Below are 18421 nucleotides of genomic sequence, written 5' to 3'. Positions count from 1 at the left end.
CCTGAACAGTTCTCGCGGGCCCAATACTGCGTCTATACGCGAACTATCCGGAGCCGAGGCGCGCGGCCACCGGCTGCGGCGAAGCGCCGCCGGCCAGCCGGGGAACGTGCGAGAACCGCCCCAGGCCACCGGGCAGCACCCAGGCGCGCTCGCCCAGCACCGCCATGGCCGCGGGCAGCAGCACACCGCGCACGACGGTGGCGTCGACGAGGATCGCCACGGCCATCCCGACGCCGAGCATCTTGTACTCGATGGCGCTGAGCGTGACGAAGACGGCGAACACCGCGGTCATGATCACCGCGGCGCTGGTGACCACCCCGGCGCTGCTGCCCACTCCCCCGACGACGGCGGCGCGCGCGTCGGCACCACCGAACCAGCGCTCGCGAATCCGGCTGAGGATGAAGATGTGGTAGTCCATGCTCAGCCCGAACAGCAGCACGAACATGAACAGCGGCAGCCACCCGACCACGCCGCCGTAGGACGTGAAGCCGAGCGCCGACTCCAGGTGCCCGTCCTGGAACACCCACGTGAGCACCCCGTAGGCCGCGCCGATCGACAGCACGTTCAGGCCGATGGAGATCAGCGGGATGGCCAGCGCGCGGAACGCCACGACCAGCAGCACGAACGCGAGCAGCAGCACGAACCCGAACACCAGCGGTGTGGTGGACCGGATCTGCGCGGTGAAGTCGTGGGCGAACGCCGTCTTCCCCGAGACCGCGTACGACACTCCGGGCACGTCGCCGAACGCGGCGGGCAGCGCCTGGGACCGCAGGTGCTCCAGGGCCCGGTTGGACAGGTCGTCGGTCCCGGTGCCGGCGAGCGGCACCCGCACCACCAGCGCGGAGTCCACCCGTGCCGCGGTGAGCGGCTCGTGCAGCAGCCCTCCGCTGGCCGCGATCTCCCGGCGCAACGCGGCGACGTCCACGTCGTCCACCTGCCCCCACAGCACGACCTGGGCGGGCGTCGGGGTGCCGGGGAACGCCTCCTGCATGCGGATTGCGCCGTCGACCGCGGCGACCGTGCGCGGCAGGCTGTTCACCGCGCCCGCGTCCTGCAACCGCATGTCCAGCGCGGGAATCGTCAGCACCACCAGCGACAGCGCGGCGAGCCCGCCCCACAGCCACGGGCGGCGGACCACCACACGCGCGACGGCGGTCCACAGCCGTGACTCGCGCACGTGCGTGCGGCGCAGGAACGGCACGCGCACCCGGTCCACCCACGGGCCCAGCAGCGACAGCAACGCGGGCAGGGCGGTGACCGATCCGAGCACGGCCAGGCCCACCACCAGCGCGGTGCCGACGGTGAGGCCGCGGAAGTTGTCCAGACCGGTGAACAGCAGGCCCGCGACGCACAGCATCACCGTCAGCCCGGCCACCAGGACGACCCGGCCGGAGGTGCGGGCGCTGATCCGCAGCGCCTCGGCCACCGACCGGCCCGCCGCGCGTTCCTCGCGTTCGCGGCGCAGGTAGAACAGCGAGTAGTCGATCCCGACGGCGATGCCGATCAGCAGGATCATCGACGACGTCGCGCTGTTCACCGGTACCCAGGTGCCGACCAGCCCCAGCAGCCCGAACGCGGCGACCACCGTGGTCCCGGCCAGCAGCAACGGCACCGACGCCGCGATCAGCGAACCGAACACGACCAGCAGGATGAGCACGGTGATCGGCAGGGAGATGAGCTCCGAGCGCTGGAAGTCGTCCTTCACCGCCTGGTCGACGGCTTTGGCCAGACTGCGGTCGCCCGCCTGGGAGAACCGCGTGTCCGGGTGCCGGGACGACACCTCGGACACGACGCGGACCACCGTGTCGTAGTTGCCGGCGATCCGGTCGTCGGGACCGGCGACGTGGAACGTCACGAGCGAGGGCGTCCCACCGGTGGTGGTCAGCTCGGTGACCGCGCCGCTGCCGCGCAGGGCGGCGACGAGGTCCTCGGTCCCCGCCCCCTCGACCAGCACGTTCTCCCGGACGGGGGCGTAGGTCCGTTGCCGGTCCAGCACCTCTCCCGCCACGCCGGACTCACCGGGGTCCCGTGCGGACGCCCCCTGTCCCGCCAGCGCACCGGCCAGCACGGCCAGCAACACGACCAGGAGCCATCCGGCCACCGCCACGCCCCGGTGCCGGACCGACCACGCGGCCACCCGTTCCACCAGTGCGACCTTCGACCTGCGCGCAGGCAGCATCGACTAAAGTCCTTCCTCGAAGGAGTGCTCACCAGAACTCGCCCTCGGGCGAGAGCCGCTTCTTCCGCTGGGCCGCCGAGTTGCCGCTCGCCGGCCCAGCACTTCCCCTACTCGACTTCCTTGAGGATGCGTTCGACCGACCGCATCCGCTCCTGCAGCTCGTCGAGCTTGCGCTCCGAGCTCTCCTGCGCCTGGACCGCCCGTTCGGCGAGCGCCCGGTACTCGTTCTCCCGCGCCAGCGCCGCCTTCGCCCGCCAGGTCGCGGCCAGCTGCCAGATGAGGACGGTCGTCACCGCGGTGATCAGGACGAACACCCCGACGACGCCGATGATCTCCTGCCAGTCGTAGGGGCTCATGCCTGCGCTTCCTTCTCCGTGAGAGTCCGCACGGCGACCGCCACCGACTCCGGTGACAGCTCGACGGCGAACGGTTCGACCTCGTAGAACTTCATCGCCTTGCCGTCCTCGGACAGCTCCAGGTGCGCGCGCACCAGACCGGCCGACTCCAGCTTGCGCAGGTGCACCTGCAGCAGCGCGCGGCTGATCCCGAGCTCGCGGGCGAGCGCGCTGACGTAGGTGCGCTCCCTCGTGAGCACCGCCAGCACCCGCAACCGGTGCGGGTTGGCCAGCGTCGCGAGGATGCGCAGCAGCTCATCCCCTGTCACAACTGAACCCTGCACATGCCAAGAAATGTTAGCAGGTGTCAGGCGAGCCTGCGATACGCCCTGGCCACCGCGACGAGGAACGCCGTGTCGCTGTCGAGGTCGCCACCGCCGGGCACACCGACCCGCGCCTCCGCGGTGAGCGCCCGGCCCCGTGACGCGGCCCGCACCGCGTCCGCCAGCACCGCCGCCTCCACGTGCGCGTCGACGTCCGTTCCGCGCACCCCGTCGTGCTCGGCGGTGCGCCGGGCCCGCGCGGCGACCTCCGGGTCGAGGTAGGGCTGGAGCGCGACCCGGCCGTCCCGGATCTCGATCACCCGCCGGTACAGCCGCAGCCCCAGGTCGTCGGGCAGCAGGTCGACGGCGGCGCTGCGCGGCGGGTGCAGCGCGATGTGCGGGCTGACCCGGTGCAGGTCGACCCACAGCGGCCGCAGCCACCGGTACGTGCGGTACTGCTTCACCCGCGCCACCAGCGCGGTCAGCCCGATCCGGGGCGCCCACCAGCGGATCGTGGCGCCGCCGAAGGCGAACACGTTCGCCGCGAGCGGGAAGTACTTGTCCACGAACGGGACGGACAGGTACGGGAGGCCGAACCTGGCCGCCGCGAACAGCAGTCCTTTGTGGACGTGATAGGCCAGTGCGCAGAACCCGCCGGCCGCCACGAACCGCAACCCCAGGCGCAGCACGGCATCCGGCGTCACCCGCGCGAACCGCCACGACTCGCGCACGACCGTGGCGAACGCGGGGGTCAGGCACGCCGCGTAGAAGACCCAGTACTCCAGCACCCACGGCGTGCGCGCGTACCGCGTGGAGAAGCGGACGTCGTCCACGTCGACCGGGGCCAGCACGAACAGGACCACCAGCACCGCGAACCCGGCGAGCAGCCACCACGCGACGCGTCTGGACCGGCGCCGGGCGGTGAGCGGCGCGGTCAGCCAGGCGACGAACGCCAGCCCCGCCCACGCCACCACGAGCATCGTGCCGTGCCCGATGAGCCGGCCGATGTTGGGAACGCCGGTCACCCGCGCCGCGAACGCGTAGCCGGCGGGGGTCAGCACGATCAGCGAGATGCCGAGCGCCAGCAGGCCGAGGCGCACCGCGCGCTGGGCGTCGGTGCGCGGCCGGTACTCGCCGTTGACCAGCATGGCCACGAAGAAGCTGATCACCAGCAGGGGCGGCAGGTAGAACCGGAGTGCGTCCAGCATCAGCGCGGGTCTGGCCAGTTCAGCGCCTCGGAGATCCGGTGCGCGAGCCCTTCGGCGGGCGGTGCGGCCGGATGACCGGCCTGCTGCAGGATCAGCGACGCGAGCAGCTCGGCCTCCTGCTCCTCCACCGCCGAGTACCCGGTGCGCTCCAGCACCGAGCGGACCATGTCCGGGTCGAGGTGGGGCATCAGGTTCGCCGCGGGCAGCGGTGCCGCGTAGTGGTCGCAGAGCAGGTGGCACAGCTCGTGCAGGATGATGTGGTCCTGGTGCGGCCGCGTGGTCGCCTCTTCGTAGAAGATCAGGTCGCTGTCGTCGGTGGCGACCCACAACCCGAGCACGCCGTGCCGTCCGGTCATCGGGAGCAGCGTGATGGGCCGATCGCGCTGCCCGGCGACGAGGGCGCAGAGCGCGCGGACGTCGAACGGGTCGGGCATCGGCAGCTCCCGCACCCGTGCGGCACACCGGCGGCGCAACCGCCGCAGGCTCAGTCCCCCACCGAACACGACACCCCCCACCGGCGGGTCACGAGCCCGCTTCCTCCTCCGACCCCTCGGAAAGGCCTTCGAGCTCCCGCGCCCGTTCCACCATAGCGGTGAGCGCGTGCAAGCTCTTGGCCGACAAACCCGACGCCCGCAACGCCATCCGGCGCACCGAGCTGTCGCGCAGCGCGATCAGCAGCGCGAGCTCGGAGTCGATCATCTCGGTGACCGCGTCGTCGAAGAAGTAGGCGGGCGGCACGCCGAAGAACCCGGCGAGTGCCTCGAGGTGGCGCTTGGTGGGGTTGTCCCGCAGGCCCCGGCGCAGCTGCCACACGTAGGTGGCGGAGATGGTCGGCCCGCCACGGGCCTTGATCGTCTCGGCGACCTCGTCGAACGAGTACTCGCGCCCGGCACGCGGGCGCACGGTCCGGAACAGGTGGTCGACCTTCGCCGCCAGGGAGCCCTCCGGCGGCCCGTCCGCATCGGCCATCCACTACCTCCGCTGTCAGCACACCCGCCACCGGTGGGCCCGTCGACCCTACACGTATCAGCCGATGTGGATGAAAGGTACATGAACCCCCCACCACAGTTGACGCCCCCCGGGGCGTCTCGGTACGTTGGCCTTGTTTGGGGATTAACCAACGAGATCGCGCGACAACTGGTGAGGAATGCGCTCGCCCAGGGGAACACCGGCGAGCGGATTTGGCGCGCACGACGACCGAGCTCACGGCCGGAACGCACAATCCTGGTCCGATCAGGTCCTGAGCTCGGTTCTTCAGGGTATGCACCAATCCTGAACTGCTGAAAGGTGCACACTTCGAATGGGGGAAGTGTCCTTTGGAGTTCCGAATACTGGGACCGGTCGGCCTGTGGCTGGACGGTGCTGAGCTTCCGCTGAAGGGTTCCAAGCAGCGCACGATCCTGGCGGCACTGCTGCTCGCCAGGGAGAAGGTGCTCTCCGACGCCCAGCTCGGCGAGGTGCTGTGGGGCAAGCACCCGCCCGCGACCTATCAGGCCCAGATCTACACCTACGCCTCCCGGCTGCGCAGGCACCTGCAGGGCAGCATGGCGCTGATCCGGCAGGGACCGGGCTACTTCATGCGGATCGGGGCGTCCCGGTTCGACTTCCACGAGTTCGAGGAGCTCGCGGGCACCGGCCGCGAGGCGTTGCGGGCCGGCCGGTTCGACCACGCCTCCGAGACGTTGCGCGGTGCGCTCGACCTGTGGCGCGGCCCGACGCTCACGGACGTGACCGACCTGCTGGCCGAGACCGAGCGGCCGCGGATCGAGGAGGTCCGGATGAAGACGCTGGAGCTCCGGATCGACGCCGAGCTCGCACTCGGCCGGCACCACGAGCTCACCTCCGAGCTGGTCGGGCTGGTGAACGCCAACCCGTTGCGCGAACGGTTCAGAGCCCAGCTGATGGTCGCGCTGTACCGGGCGGATCGGCAGGCAGAGGCGTTCGCGACGTTCCACGAGGGCAGCAGACTGCTGTCCGACGAGCTCGGCGTCGACCCCGGCCCGACGCTGAAGGGCGCCTACCAGGCGATCCTCACCAACGAGGTGCCGTCGGCGTTCCCCCAGCAGCGCCACGCGATGACCGCGGCGCCGAGACCGGTGGCGCTGGCCGCAGACACCCCGGACTTCACCGGCCGCGCCGCCGAGCTGGCGCTCGCCGCGGACCGGCTGCGCCACAGGTCCGCGCCGCTGACGATCACCGGCATGGCGGGCGTCGGCAAGACCGCGTTCGCGTCGAGGGTCGCGGGCGGCCTGCGCGCGGACTTCCCCGACGGCCAGCTGCTCGTCGACCTGCGTGGCAGCGACCGCACGCCGCTGCCGCCGGGTGAGGCACTCGGTGCACTGCTCACCGCGCTGGGCCTCGACGAGGCGTCGCTGCCGGCGAGCCTGGAGCAGCGGGCGCTGCTCTACCGGGGCTTGCTGGCCGACCGGCGGATGATCGTCGTGCTCGACGACGCCGCGACCGACCGGCAGGTGCGTCCGCTGCTCACCGCGGGAACGCACTGCCGCACGATCGTCACCACCCGCCGTTCGCTCACGACACTGGCCGGCCAGTACACGCTCGACCTCGCACCCCTTGGCGACGAGGCCGCGCTGTCGCTGTTCACCAAGATCGTGGGACCGGAGCGCACGGCCGCCGAGGCCGGTGCGGCGGCGGGGATCGTGGACTTCTGCCACGGTCTGCCGCTCGCCATCCGGATCGCCGGCGCGCGCGTCGCGGCCAAGCGGCACTGGCCGCTGGCCCGGTTCGCCCACCGGCTCGCCGATCCCGACCGGCTGCTCGACGAGCTGCGGCTCGGCGACCTCGACGTGCGGGAACGGCTCACGGGCGGCAGCAGCTCGCTCGACCCGCGGGCCCGCGGCGCGCTGCTGCGGTTGTCGCTGCTGGACCTGCCGTCGTTCCCGCACTCGGTGACGAGCTCGCTGCTGGGCCTGTCCGACGCCGACGGCGAGCAGATCACGGAGTCGCTGCTCGACCTCCACCTGCTGGAGCTCGCCCACGTCGACGCGGAGGGCGAACCGGCCTACCGGTTCCACCCGCTCGCCCGGCTCGCGGCGCGGGAGACGGCGCTCGCCGAGGGGTTGTCGGAGCTGTCCCTCATCTGAGTCCCCGACCGGAAGGGGCTGCGCCCGGTGCACCGGGTGCAGCCCCTTCCGGCTTGTGGGATCCCCTCGCGGGGCCGATCCTGGGCGGCACCCGCAAATAAAACTTAGCAGGTGCCGCCAGGAGTCGGCATGCCACCGTCCGGGTGATCAACGGCCGTGGAGCTCACGCACGTAGTCGTAGGCGGTCGGCAGTGTCTTCAACAGCTCGGCCTGCTTCTGCCTGATCTGCGCGAACGCCGGCTCGGCCCCCTCGACCGCGTGCGGCCGGAACGCCAGCGCCGGCAGCGGGTGCTCGGGCAGCACGTCCAGACCGGCGAAGATGCAGTAGTAGCTGCTGTTGGTCCAGAAGTTGCGGAACTCCGCCTCGAAGTTCTCGTAGTAGGTCGCCTCGTCGGTGATCGGCATGTTGACCGCGAGCCCCGCCCGGTACTGGGCGATCTTGAACTGGATGTCGTCAGGCAGCACGATCTCCTTGCACGCCCGCCAGAACGGCGTGTCGTTGCGCGGCGCCAGCGTGAAGTGCGCCTGCAGGAAGTCGCGCGAGTCGTCGAACATCGTCTCGATCTCGCGGTTGAACGAGTCGATCAGCACCGGGTCGAACCGCTTGTCCGGGAAGTGCTTGCCCAGCTGGTAGAGCGCCGCGGTGATGAAGTAGATGCCGGTCGACTCCAGCGGTTCGAGGAAGCACGACGACAGCCCGATGCTCACGCAGTTGCGCACCCAGGTCCGCCGGTTGCGCCCGACGCGGAACTTCACGTGGTTGAGCGGCTGCTCGTCGGGGTCCAGCCCCCACATCGCGCAGAGGTCCTCGGCGGCCTCGTCTCCGTCGGTGAACCGGCTGGAGTAGACGTACCCGGTGCCGAACCGGTCGAGCATCGGGATCTTCCACGTCCAGCCGGACTTCATCGCGATCGCCGACGTGGCCGGCTCGACCCCGTGAGCGGCGTCGTCGTGCGGCACGGCCGTGGCGACCGCGCTGTCGTTGAGCAGGTGGTCCCCCATGTCGAGGAACGGCTCGCGCATCAGCTTGTTGATCAGCAACCCGCGGAAACCGGAGCAGTCCACGAAGAGGTCACCGGCGATGGTGCGCCCCTCCTTGGTCTTCAACGAGGTGATGTGCCCGCGCTGGTCGATCGTCGCGTCCACCATCTCGTCCTGGACGTGCACCACACCCTGCTTCTGGATCGCGAACCGCTTCAGGAAGTCCGCGACCAGCTGCGCGTCGAAGTGCCACGCGTAGTTCGTCCACTTGGTACCGTCGGCGAACCGCGGCGACAACCGCGCGTCGATCATCGGCGACTCGCGGTAGCACGCGTAGTCGAACGGCTCGTCCGTCTGCCCGTCGAGCCTCTTCGCCGCCCAGTAGTGCGACAACGGCAGGTGCTCGTGCGTCGGCAGCAGCCCGAACAGGTGGTAGAAGTGGTCCGGCCGGCCCCGCAACGGCCTGCCCTCCGCCTCCCCCTCGCCGGGCGTGCGCCAGTTCACGAACTTCACCGCCATCTTGAAACTGGCGTTGCACTCCCGCATCCACTCCTCCTCGGGAATCCCCAAGAAGTCGAAGAACGTCTTGTGCAGATTCGGGACCGTGGCCTCCCCGACGCCGATTCGGGGAATCGACGGCGCTTCCAGCACCGTGATGGTCGCGTGCCGACCGAGCGCTTTCCCCAGATAGCTGGCGGTCATCCAGCCGGCGGTGCCACCACCGAGAACGACGACGTTGGAGATCCTGTGGTCTTCCATCCGGACCACTACCCTTCGATTCCACGACAATACTGTGGACGCCACTGTTCCCCGGGCACCTGATACTCGGTCTATATTCAGCCTATTCCGCCGAACCTCTCCGGAGGTCGCCGTCGCGGTTTCCCGGAGGCGCCGGCAATGGGCGGCGGTAACCCGGTCCCGGCGAGGGTCGATGATGAAGGCATGCGTGCAACAGACGACTCCGGTGCCGTGCTCAACGCGGAGTTCGAGGTCGAGGCGGACGGTGACCACCTCGCGCTGGTCGTGAAGAGCGCGGGCGGCAGGGTCACCGGGAGCCCGCACGGCCGCAACCACCAGTACAACCCGGCTCTGGAGCTGCTGCTGCACCGGCTGCGCGAACGCGGCGCTGTGCTGGAGAGCGGCGTGGTGGACTCCGCCGCGGTCAGGGACCTGCCCGAGGCGCACCGCACGATCCTCGATGCGCCGGTCGTGCTCGCGACGACACCGGACGTCGAGGCGTTGCGCAAGAAGCTGGGCCGCGCCCAGGGGAAGATCGGCAGGAACCCGGACGGGAACGCCACCAAACAGATCCGGCTGAGGCTGCGGGTACCCGGCTACGCCGCCGACGACGCCGACCGCCTGGCAGCGGACCTGGCACGACCGGCGAACCGCGGCAGCGCACCAGACGCGCTGGAGTTGTTGCGCTCGCTCATCGGAGAACCCGTCGAAACGGTGACCGGCAACGTGAACACCGTCGTCGAGGTCAAGGAGAAGCGGGTGCTGGTGACCACCGAGCGGTCGCCGCAGGGGCAGTGGGTCGAGGTGCGCGACGTCGCGGCCGGCCTGGAGAAGCTGTACGCGCGGGGGTCGGTGCCCGTGAGCGTCGACGAGCTCGGGCACCGCTCCTCCTTCGTCGGAGCCGTGCTGGCGTCCGTCCCCGGCACCGTCGTGTCCCTCCGACCGGCCGTGATCACCCTGCACGACAGTCAGTTCCCGGTCCGCGTCCGCAAGTTCGCCGTGCTCGACGGCAGCGCGGTGGTCACCACCCGCAAGGAGCAGAGGGAGCTGCGCCGGGTGCTGCTCGGTGGCCGCACCGCCGCACCCTGCGACCTGTGCGGGCACGAGTTCCCCGGCGACTACCTCGTCGCGGCGCACATCAAGAAGCGGTCGCTGTGCACCGACGACGAGCGCAACGACCTGGCCAACGTGGCGATGCTGGCGTGCACGTTCGGGTGCGACAGCCTGTTCGAGTCCGGCCTCATCACCGTGGACGACACCGGCCACGTCCGTTCCTGGGTGGAGGACGGGCTCCGCGGCCGGCTGCGCGACCACCTGGAGCAGCTGCACGGTCGTCCCTGCGGAGCACACCGCGCCGGCTCACAGCCCTACTTCACCTGGCACCGCACCACTGTCTTCCGCGGGTAGCGATCACACCGCACGCGAGCGGACCGGAAGATCCCGTTCCACCCCGAAACCCCTACTGTGCACCACCATGAGACTGGTGCCGGTGCAGTGGGCCTCCCTCGTCGTGATCCTCCTCGACGCCGTCGTCGTCCTGTCCGGACTGGTCACCGGCAGCCCGCTGCTGCCGCGGTCGGCGAACGTCGTGCTGATGGTGATCACGTTCGCCCTGATGCTGGCGGCGGTGCTGCTGACCGGCGGCGGGTTCAACCTCCAGAACCCGACGCTGCCGGCGTGGGCGGTCGGGGTGGCGGTGGTCGCGGTGGCCGGCGGGGGTTTCCTCTTCGCGTTCCCGTTGTTGACGGACCGCACCGCGGGGAGTTTCGAGTACCGGGACGGGAAGTACGTGGAGTCGAAGGACGGTGCCGTCGTCCGGCAGCTGGACGAGGACGAGTACGACGCGGCCATGGCGGCCAACCAGCGCGGGTGGGCCGGGCTCGCCGCCGCGCTGGCCGGGGGCACGCTCGCGTACGCCGGGGTCCGCCACCGCAGGTGAACGGACACCGGAACCGGTGTGAAGACCGAGAACCAGCGAACAGACCCAGCGGCTCAGCGGGTCCGCGACTCCGTCAGCCGCCGGTCCACCGACGTCGCCGCACTCGTCATCCGCCCCAGGAACGCCGCCACGGTCCGGAGTTCGGCCGGTGACGTCTCCCGCAGCACACCGGCGATCTCCGTTCCGGCGAGGCCGAGGAAGCGCCGGGCGTGGTCGCGGGAGGCAGGGGCCGGGCGCAGGGTCACGCGGCGGCGGTCGGTGCTCTCGCGGGTGCGGAGGAGGTGGCCGGCGGCTTCCAGGCGGTTGAGCAGGATCGTGGTGGCGCCGGTCGTCATGCCGAGCTGGTGCGACAGCTGCGCCGGTGAGAGCGGGGTGCCGGCCTCGGCCGCCCAGATGACCTGGCCCAGCGCGTTCGCGTCGGAGGCCGGGAGCCGCATCCACGCGGCCAGGTGCTGGTTGAGGGTCGTGAACGCCACCACCCAGTCGCGCAGGCGGTGCATCACGTCGACCTGGTCCGGGGACCAGTCTTCGACCAGCGGGTCCGCGGCTGTCATGCACACCCCTTCACAGCGAAGTAGCTTTGCTGCAAAGCTACCAAACGAGGGGTTGGACATGACGGCACGGCACGCGGTGGTTTCCGGTGGGAGCATCGCCGGGCTCTCGGCGGCGTTCTGGTTGCGGCGCACCGGCTGGGAGGTGACCGTGCTGGAGCGCGCGGAGGAGTTCCGGGACGGCGGGCAGAACGTCGACGTGCGCGGCACGGCCCGGGAGGTGCTGACCAGGATGGGGTTGTTCGAGGCGGTCAAGGAGCAGAACACCACCGAGACCGCCACGGTGTTCGTCGACTCGTCGGGCCGGGTGCGCGCCGAGATGCCGGCGGGCACGGACGGGGCGACCGCCGAGCTGGAGGTGCTGCGCGGCGACTTCGCGAGCACGATCCTGCGGAACCTGCCCGCCGGGGTGGAGATCCACTACGGCGACACCGTCTCCGCGGTGGACGAGGAGGCAGGCGAGCACGTCACGGTGACCACCGCCGCCGGGCGGACGTTGAAGGCCGACCTGCTCGTCATCGCCGAGGGAGTGCGGTCCACTACGCGCGACATGCTCTTCGGCGACGACGTCGAGCGGCGCGATCTCGGCGTCTCCATGGTGTTCGGCACGATCCCCCGCACGGCGGGCGACGACACGCGGTGGCGCTGGTACACCACGACCGGCGGACGGCAGATCCACCTGCGGCCCGACAACCACGGCACGACGCGCGCGATGCTCGCCTGCACCGGGAACATCGCCGTGCGCGACCGCGGTGAGGCGTTGCGGCGGTTCCGCGAGCGCTTCGCCGACGCCGGGTGGGAGGCGCGCCGGGTGCTCGACGAGCTCGACCGGTCGCGGGACGTCTACGTCGACCAGCTCACCCAGATCAGGATGACCACCTGGCACCGCGGGCGGGTGTGCCTCGCCGGGGACGCCGCGTGGTGCGTCACGCCGATGGGCGGAGGCGGCGCGTCGCTGGCGCTCATCAGCGGTTACGTGCTGGCGGCCGCCTTGTCCGCGAACGGCGTCGAGGACGGGCTCGCGGCCTACGGCAAGTGGATGCGGCCTCTCGTGGACGACGTGCAGAACTTCCCGCGCTGGGTCCTGCGGTTCGCCTTCCCGCAGACGGCACGCGGCCTGCGGTTGCGCCACCTGGCGGACAGGGTGGTCACGTCCCGGCTGCTCGCGCCGTTGACCGCCAAGGTGACCCAGGTCGCCGACAGCGAGCAGGCCCTGCCGCCCATCACGGTGCCGCAGGCCTGATCCGCGCCCGGCGATCCTTTCCCGACAGGGTTTCCCGTTCCTGCAACGATTTTCCGCGCTGGCACTGGGTCTTCGGACTAGGCTCGGTGGTGGACGGCACGGAACTTCCCGACAGCGCAACGCGAACCCGAGGGAGCCACCGACGTGGTCGAGACGCACGACATCGCCCGCCCGCCCGCCGAGCTCAGCGCGGCGCTCGCCGCCATCGGCAGCGCCACGGCCAGTGGTGAGCTCAGCCGCATGGGCATCCGCAGCGCCGCCATCCGCGGCCCGGTGTCGGTGACACCCGGTCTGCGGGTGGCGGGACCGGCGTTGACGTTGCAGTTCATGCCGAAGCGGGAGGACCTCTACCCCGTCGACGAGTACGAGGACCCGGAGAAGCAGCTGCACCGGCACGTCATGTACCACGCCCAGGCCGGCGACATGATCGTCGTCGACGCGCGCGGGGACATGGGCAGCGGGGTGTTCGGCGAGATGATGCTGACCTACTTCAAGGGCCGCGGCGGTGCCGGTGTGGTGGTCGACGGGTGCCTGCGCGACACCGGTGAGGCGAAGACGCTCGGGCTCGGGCTGTGGATCCGCGGTGCCACGCCGAACTACCACGCGCAGACCGACATCGTCCCGACCGCCGTCAACGTGCCGGTGGCCTGCGGTGGCACGCTGGTGGAGCCGGGCGACATCGTCGTGGCCGACGACGACGGGGCGGTGGTGGTACCGATCAAGCTCGCGCCCGCCGTGCTGGCCGCCGCGCAGGAGCACGCGGAATGGGAGGAGTTCTCCCGGAAAAGGCTTTCCGAGGGTGGCGACCTGCGCCTGTACTACCCCCTGTCGGACGAGGCCCGTCCCGAGTACGAGCGGTGGCGCGCGCAGCAGGGGCGCTGACTCAGCTCCACAGCCGGTCGTGGCTCGACTCGCGGTCCCAGTGCGTCGTCTCGGCGAAGAACACCGGGTCCCGCGGGTCGAGGTGCCGTTGCAGCAGTTCCTCGTCGACGTCGCCGAAACCGAGCCCCGGTGCGTCGGGCACGGTGATGTGACCGTTCTGGATCAACGGGCGGGGCAGGCCGGTGACGAGGTCGCTCCAGAAGTCCACCTCGGCCGCGTGGTGCTCCAGTGCGAGGAAGTTCTCCGTGGCGGCGGCCAGGTGGACGCACGCCATCGTCGCGATCGGGGACGCCGCCAGGTGCAGCGCCATCGGGATGCCGCGGTCCTGGGCGTAGTCGCCGAGCCGCTTGGTCTCCGCGATGCCGCCCGCGGTCGCCGGGTCGGGGTGCACGACGCGGATGGCGCCCGCGTCGAGCAGCGGCTTGAACCCGTCGAGCAGGTAGATGTCCTCCCCCGTGCAGGTCGGGACGGCGACGGACGTGGTGAGCTGGCGCCACTGGTCGGTCAGCTGCCACGGGATCAGGTCCTCGATCCACGCCAGCGTGAACGGCTCCAGCGCGCGGCCGATGCGGATGCACGAGTCGAGGGCGATGTGGCCGAAGTGGTCCGCGGCGAGCGCCACGTCGTAGCCGACGACCGAGCGCACGACGTCCACATAGGACGCCAGGTGCTCGACGCCCTTCGCCGTGACCTGGATGCCGGTGAACGGGTGCATGGTCGTCTGGTCCGCACGGGCTCCCGCCGGAGCGATCAACGCGCCGGGCACGTCCCACAGCAGGTCGATGCCGACGTCCATCTTGAGCATGGTGAACCCGCGCTGCTTGCGCTCCAGCAGCCGCGCGCCCATCGCGTGCGGGTCCGGCAGCGTGGGGGTGTCGGCGTAGCAGCGGACCGCGTCCCGGAACCGGCCGCCGATCAGCGCGTACGCGGGCACGCCGTAAGCCTTGCCCGCGAGGTCCACGAGCGCCATCTCGACGCCGGAGACCCCGCCGCCCTGGCGGCCGTGGTGCCCGAACTGCTTGATCTTGCGGAAGACCTTGTCCAGGTTGCAGGGGTTCTCCCCCACGAGCCGGCTCTTGAGCACCAGCGCGTAGGTGGCGCTGGCCTGGTCGCGCACCTCCCCGTACCCGACCAGGCCCTGGTTGGTGTCGATCCGGATGATCGACGAGCGGAACGGCACGCCGGCGAGGGTGGCCACCCGCAGGTCGGTGATGCGCAGGTCGCTCGGCCGGGACGCCGTGGCGACGTGCTCCTCCGTGATCGCGGACGGCTCGCTCATCCCTTCACGGCTCCCGCGGTCAGGCCCTCGGTCAGGAACCGCTGGCCGAAGCCGTACATGACCACGACCGGGATGCTGATCAGCAACGACGCCGCGGCCAGCTGGCCCTGCGGCACGACGTCGCCGAAGATCATCGACTGCATGCCGACGGGCAGCGTCTTGTAGTCGTCCTTGGTGATGAACACGAACGCGAAGAGGAACTCGTTCCACGCGTTGGTGAGCGTGAACAGCGCGACCGCGAGCAGTCCCGGTTTGGCCAGTGGCAGCACGATCCGCAGGAACGCGCCGAACCGCGTGCAGCCGTCGACCAGCGCGGCCTCCTCCAGGTCCGCCGGGATCGACTTGAAGTAGCCGACGAGCAGCCACGTCGCGAACGGCAGGGTGAAGGTGGGGTAGGCGAGCACGAGCGACCACAGCGAGTCGTTGAGGCCGATGCCGCTCATCATCTGGTACAGCGGGATGAACAGCAGCGCCCCCGGCATCACGTAGGTGAGCAGGATCGTCACCGTGAAGCTCTCCGAACCGCGGAACTTGAGCCGTGCCAACGCATATCCCGCCAGCGCCGCGCAGACCAGCGCGATCGCGGTGGACGCCAGCGACACCAGGACCGTGTTGAGGTACCAGGTGCCGAACGCCCTGCCGGAGAACAGGTTCGTGAACTGCTCGGTCGTCCACGGCGTCGGCCAGAGGTCGTCGGTGCGCGCGACGATCTGGTCGTCGGACTTGAACGCCGTGACCGTCATCCAGTAGAGCGGGGCGAGCACGAAGCCCAGCAGCCCCAGCAGTGCGATCCCGCTGCTCGTCCCGCTGACCAGGCGGGCGGCCAGCCGGTTGCCGCGTGCGGCGAGCACGGACACGACCCGTCCGACGGCGGCCGCGAGGACCACGAACACGCCCAGCACCAGTGCTGCCTTCCACACGATGTGCGGCGACGCCCAGATCAGCACGAGCGTCGAGGCCACGACGATCACCCACGGCAGCGCGGTGCGTTGAGCGGGGGTGAGCCTCCGGCGCCCCAGGTCCGCGGCGCCGGGCTGGTCGCTGCGGCGCATCATCCGCACCAGGACGACGACGAGGACGGCGATGATCGGCAGCATCACCAGCGTGACCGCGGCACCCGCGCCGAGCTGCAGCTGCTGGATGGCCTTGGAGTAGGCCACCATCACGTACGGGGCGGTGGCGTCACCCGGTCCGCCCTGGGTCATCAGCCAGATCAGGTCGAAGTTGTTGAACGTCCAGATCGACGACAGCAGCACCGTCACGATCATGATGTTGCGCAGGCCCGGCAGCGTGATGTGCACGAAGCGCTGCCACGGCGTCGCACCGTCCACGACGGCCGCCTCGTACAGGCCGCCGTCGATGGCCTTGAGCCCGGCCAGGAACGTCACCGTGAAGAACGGGATGCCCTTCCACACGTTGACCAGGATGACCGCCGGCATCGCGAGCGCGGGGTCGGACAGCCACTCCGCGGGCCAGCGGTCGACGAGCCCGACCGCCGCGAGCGCGGGCCCGATGCCGGAGTCGGTGAGCAGGACGTTGACGCTGCCGAAGATCGGGTCGAGCAACGACCGCCAGGTGAACGCCGTGACGACGGTCGGCACCACCCACGGCAGCAGGATGATGCCGGCGATGACCGCCCGGCCGCGGCGCATGTGGTGCAGCATCAACGCCGCGATGAGGCCGAGGACCACCTTGAAGATCTCGGCGTACGCGGTGAAGACGAACGAGTTCAGCACGCCCTTGTGGAACACGGTGTCGCCGGCGAGCGCGGTGTAGTTGTCCAGGCCGACGAAGACCGTGTCCTCGCCGTGGCGTTCGGTGGTGCTGGTGACGACCGAGTCGATGATCGGGAACAGGATCAGCCCGGCCACGAGCACCAGCGTCGGCCCGATGAACACCGCGGCGAGGCGCCAGTCGCGCCCGAGCGCGCGTTGCGTCGAGCTCAGCGAGGGAGACCGGTTCGGCGCCGGGCGGACCGGCGCCGGCCGGGTGCGCAGGTCGGTCACTGCCGGTAGCCCTGCTGCTCGAAGACCTGGACGATCCGGGCGTGGGTCGAGGCCACGGCGTCGGCGGGCTTGGTGCCCTGGATGACCGACTGCATCATGTCGGTCAGCAGGTACGCCGCGGTCGCCGCCTGCTCGCCGGGGCTCGGGGCCTGGGGGAACGCGAACCCGGTCTTCGTGGTCACCGGCAGCGGTGTGCGGGTCTGCTCCCGCAGAGCGGGGAACGCCGGGTCACCGGTGGTGTAGTAGGGGTCGGAGTCCCACACCTTGTCCCACGAGGGGTTCACCAGGCACGGTGCTCCCTTCGCGACACCGAGCAGCGCGCTGCCGCTGACCATGAACTTCGCCACCAGCTTGGCTAGGTCGGGGTTCTTCGCGCCCTTGAACACGACGAACGAGTTGGACTCGCCGAACGCGAGCGGTTTGTCGAGCGCGGGTCCGGTGGCGCCGTTGAACGGGTGGGTGTTGGCGTAGACCGGGTTGTTCTTGGTCTTGGAGTCGGCGTAGACGCTGAACTGGTTGAGCGTGAGCCCCAGGATCTGGGCCAGCCAGTTCTCGTTGTTGCTCGAGTCGGTCCAGCTGCCGACGCCCGGCGGCAGCATCGGCGTGTACTTCGGGTTCGTGTAGATGTCGCCGATGAACGTGACGGCAGCGACGGTCTCCGGCGAGTTGAACACCACCTTCGTGCCGGTGTTGTCCGCGATGGCCCCGCCGTAGGTGTTGATGACGTTCGCGATGAACCCGTTGGCGTCGCCCGAGCGGTTCACCGTGAGACCCCAGCCGAACCGCTTCTTCGCCGGGTCGGACACCTCCAGGGCGTTGTCCCGCAGCTCTTCCCACGTGTAGTGGGGTTTGAGCGGGAGGCCCTTCTCCTGGTACCAGTCCTTGCGCAGGTACATCGCGGACGCGATGAAGTGGTACGGGATCGCGAACCAGCGCCCGTCGAAGACGCAGTAGTTCGTCGCCTCCGTCGCGGGGTCGCCGTAGAGCCCGCGCATCTGCTCGACCACGTCGGTGACGTCGGTGAGGGCGCCGAGGTTGTGCAGCTGGCCGACGAACCGCCGGTCGCTCACGAACGCGAAGTCGCGGCTGGTGCCCGCCCTGACCTCGGCGTCCATCTTCGCGACCATGTCACCGGCGTCGCCGGAGACCAGGTCGTTGCGGACCGTGGTGCCGGTCGCCTGCGCGAAGACCTGCAGCGACTTGTCGAGCGCCTTGTTGGCGGACTCGGAGTAGAGCTTCTGCGACAGCATCCCGACCGACCCGCCGCGCAGCGAGGCGGCCTGGTCGAGCAGGGCCTGGGGCACCTGGACGTCGACCTGGGGCGCCGCGGGGCCTCCTCCCCCGCCGCAGCCGGCGAGACCGAGCACGCCCAGCGCGCTCATCCCGAGGAAGGTGCGCCTGGATAAGTCCGTTTTCTCTTCCATGAGACCACTCCTCTCGCGTCCGGTCGAGCGGACGCGTACCGACGGGGCGACGTTGCAACCGGCGGGACAGCACGGCGAGGGCCGCGCTGCCGGGTTCATGCGGCGAAGAACGGCGGAACGGGGTGGCAACCGGCGGCACCCCGGGCGGACGAGGTGCGACGGCGTGGGACTTCCTGCGGTACGGCGGTGGTGCGGTACGGCGGCGGAACAATCGCGGGGTGGTGCGGTC

Annotated in this window: 16 protein-coding genes; 5 read left to right on the top strand and 11 right to left on the bottom strand. The window is 70.5% G+C overall.

Annotated elements, in window-relative coordinates:
* Window positions 1-43: 43 nt before the first annotated feature.
* The 6 genes from ACZ7CF_RS07395 to ACZ7CF_RS07370 all read right to left on the bottom strand — a co-directional run bounded on the left by ACZ7CF_RS07395 (window position 44) and on the right by ACZ7CF_RS07370 (window position 5014).
* Window positions 44-2179, bottom strand: coding sequence for an MMPL family transporter (locus tag ACZ7CF_RS07395; protein ID WP_458432394.1), 2136 nt, complete (start codon window positions 2177-2179; stop codon window positions 44-46).
* A 107-nt stretch (window positions 2180-2286) separates the two neighbouring features.
* Window positions 2287-2535 (bottom strand): hypothetical protein, encoded by a 249-nt coding sequence (locus ACZ7CF_RS07390; RefSeq protein WP_360383763.1) that lies wholly within the window; start codon window positions 2533-2535, stop codon window positions 2287-2289.
* Entirely contained in the window at window positions 2532-2843 is a 312-nt protein-coding gene (locus ACZ7CF_RS07385; RefSeq protein ID WP_360383766.1) for an ArsR/SmtB family transcription factor, read from the bottom strand. The genes ACZ7CF_RS07390 and ACZ7CF_RS07385 overlap by 4 nt, the downstream gene beginning before the upstream one ends.
* A 38-nt stretch (window positions 2844-2881) precedes the next feature.
* Window positions 2882-4045, bottom strand: a complete 1164-nt coding sequence (locus ACZ7CF_RS07380; protein WP_470369141.1) for an MAB_1171c family putative transporter — start codon at window positions 4043-4045, stop codon at window positions 2882-2884.
* Window positions 4045-4548 carry a hypothetical protein gene (locus ACZ7CF_RS07375; RefSeq protein ID WP_360383771.1) on the bottom strand — a complete coding sequence of 168 codons (504 nt, stop codon included), beginning with the start codon at window positions 4546-4548 and terminating at the stop codon, window positions 4045-4047. Before ACZ7CF_RS07375 ends, ACZ7CF_RS07380 begins: the two co-directional genes overlap by 1 nt.
* 19 nt (window positions 4549-4567) lie before the next feature.
* Window positions 4568-5014, bottom strand: coding sequence for a helix-turn-helix domain-containing protein (locus ACZ7CF_RS07370; RefSeq protein ID WP_360383773.1), 447 nt, complete (start codon window positions 5012-5014; stop codon window positions 4568-4570).
* Window positions 5015-5361: 347 nt separating this feature from the next.
* Between ACZ7CF_RS07370 and ACZ7CF_RS07365 the strand changes: the two genes are divergently transcribed.
* Window positions 5362-7149: an AfsR/SARP family transcriptional regulator gene (locus ACZ7CF_RS07365; RefSeq protein WP_470369140.1), complete on the top strand. Its 1788-nt coding sequence runs from the start codon at window positions 5362-5364 to the stop codon at window positions 7147-7149.
* A 147-nt stretch (window positions 7150-7296) separates the two neighbouring features.
* On the opposite strand, the gene ACZ7CF_RS07360 is transcribed toward ACZ7CF_RS07365, so the two are convergent.
* On the bottom strand, window positions 7297-8889 hold the full coding sequence (locus ACZ7CF_RS07360; RefSeq protein ID WP_360383779.1) for a tryptophan halogenase family protein: 1593 nt from the start codon (window positions 8887-8889) through the stop codon (window positions 7297-7299).
* A 183-nt stretch (window positions 8890-9072) separates the two neighbouring features.
* Here ACZ7CF_RS07360 and ACZ7CF_RS07355 point away from each other — a divergent pair, with 183 nt between their 5' ends.
* Together ACZ7CF_RS07355 and ACZ7CF_RS07350 are read left to right on the top strand one after the other, a co-directional pair.
* Complete coding sequence (locus ACZ7CF_RS07355) at window positions 9073-10275, top strand: HNH endonuclease (protein WP_470369139.1); 1203 nt, start codon at window positions 9073-9075, stop codon at window positions 10273-10275.
* A 67-nt stretch (window positions 10276-10342) separates the two neighbouring features.
* Window positions 10343-10807 carry a hypothetical protein gene (locus tag ACZ7CF_RS07350; RefSeq protein ID WP_470369138.1) on the top strand — a complete coding sequence of 155 codons (465 nt, stop codon included), beginning with the start codon at window positions 10343-10345 and terminating at the stop codon, window positions 10805-10807.
* Window positions 10808-10860: 53 nt separating this feature from the next.
* On the opposite strand, the gene ACZ7CF_RS07345 is transcribed toward ACZ7CF_RS07350, so the two are convergent.
* Window positions 10861-11361, bottom strand: coding sequence for a MarR family winged helix-turn-helix transcriptional regulator (locus tag ACZ7CF_RS07345; RefSeq protein ID WP_470369137.1), 501 nt, complete (start codon window positions 11359-11361; stop codon window positions 10861-10863).
* Between the two features lie 58 nt (window positions 11362-11419).
* Here ACZ7CF_RS07345 and ACZ7CF_RS07340 point away from each other — a divergent pair, with 58 nt between their 5' ends.
* Window positions 11420-12601, top strand: coding sequence for an FAD-dependent oxidoreductase (locus ACZ7CF_RS07340; protein WP_470369136.1), 1182 nt, complete (start codon window positions 11420-11422; stop codon window positions 12599-12601).
* 144 nt (window positions 12602-12745) lie between these two features.
* Window positions 12746-13483 (top strand): ribonuclease activity regulator RraA, encoded by a 738-nt coding sequence (locus ACZ7CF_RS07335; RefSeq protein WP_360383794.1) that lies wholly within the window; start codon window positions 12746-12748, stop codon window positions 13481-13483.
* Between the two features lies 1 nt (window position 13484).
* On the opposite strand, the gene ACZ7CF_RS07330 is transcribed toward ACZ7CF_RS07335, so the two are convergent.
* From ACZ7CF_RS07330 to ACZ7CF_RS07320, 3 genes are read right to left on the bottom strand one after another with little or no spacing between them, the layout of a single operon-like run.
* The gene (locus ACZ7CF_RS07330) at window positions 13485-14762 is read right to left on the bottom strand and encodes a mandelate racemase/muconate lactonizing enzyme family protein (protein ID WP_470369135.1); all 1278 of its coding nucleotides are present in this window, start codon (window positions 14760-14762) and stop codon (window positions 13485-13487) included.
* Window positions 14759-16768, bottom strand: a complete 2010-nt coding sequence (locus tag ACZ7CF_RS07325) for an ABC transporter permease (RefSeq protein ID WP_470369134.1) — start codon at window positions 16766-16768, stop codon at window positions 14759-14761. Before ACZ7CF_RS07325 ends, ACZ7CF_RS07330 begins: the two co-directional genes overlap by 4 nt.
* Window positions 16765-18192, bottom strand: coding sequence for an extracellular solute-binding protein (locus ACZ7CF_RS07320; protein WP_470369133.1), 1428 nt, complete (start codon window positions 18190-18192; stop codon window positions 16765-16767). The genes ACZ7CF_RS07325 and ACZ7CF_RS07320 overlap by 4 nt, the downstream gene beginning before the upstream one ends.
* Window positions 18193-18421: the final 229 nt, after the last annotated feature.

Source organism: Lentzea sp. NPDC036955 (genome assembly GCF_055608005.1).
This window is presented reverse-complemented; position numbering and strand designations above follow the sequence as displayed.

Excerpts from the sequence above, each read along its gene's own strand:
- ACZ7CF_RS07395 (WP_458432394.1), bottom strand. The coding sequence starts at position 2,179 with ATGCTGCCTGCGCGCAGGTCGAAGGTCGCACTGGTGGAACGGGTGGCC.
- ACZ7CF_RS07390 (WP_360383763.1), bottom strand. The coding sequence starts at position 2,535 with ATGAGCCCCTACGACTGGCAGGAGATCATCGGCGTCGTCGGGGTGTTC.
- ACZ7CF_RS07380 (WP_470369141.1), bottom strand. The coding sequence starts at position 4,045 with ATGCTGGACGCACTCCGGTTCTACCTGCCGCCCCTGCTGGTGATCAGC.
- ACZ7CF_RS07370 (WP_360383773.1), bottom strand. The coding sequence starts at position 5,014 with ATGGCCGATGCGGACGGGCCGCCGGAGGGCTCCCTGGCGGCGAAGGTC.
- ACZ7CF_RS07360 (WP_360383779.1), bottom strand. The coding sequence starts at position 8,889 with ATGGAAGACCACAGGATCTCCAACGTCGTCGTTCTCGGTGGTGGCACC.
- ACZ7CF_RS07355 (WP_470369139.1), top strand. The coding sequence starts at position 9,073 with ATGCGTGCAACAGACGACTCCGGTGCCGTGCTCAACGCGGAGTTCGAG.
- ACZ7CF_RS07350 (WP_470369138.1), top strand. The coding sequence starts at position 10,343 with ATGAGACTGGTGCCGGTGCAGTGGGCCTCCCTCGTCGTGATCCTCCTC.
- ACZ7CF_RS07345 (WP_470369137.1), bottom strand. The coding sequence starts at position 11,361 with ATGACAGCCGCGGACCCGCTGGTCGAAGACTGGTCCCCGGACCAGGTC.
- ACZ7CF_RS07340 (WP_470369136.1), top strand. The coding sequence starts at position 11,420 with ATGACGGCACGGCACGCGGTGGTTTCCGGTGGGAGCATCGCCGGGCTC.
- ACZ7CF_RS07330 (WP_470369135.1), bottom strand. The coding sequence starts at position 14,762 with ATGAGCGAGCCGTCCGCGATCACGGAGGAGCACGTCGCCACGGCGTCC.
- ACZ7CF_RS07320 (WP_470369133.1), bottom strand. The coding sequence starts at position 18,192 with ATGGAAGAGAAAACGGACTTATCCAGGCGCACCTTCCTCGGGATGAGC.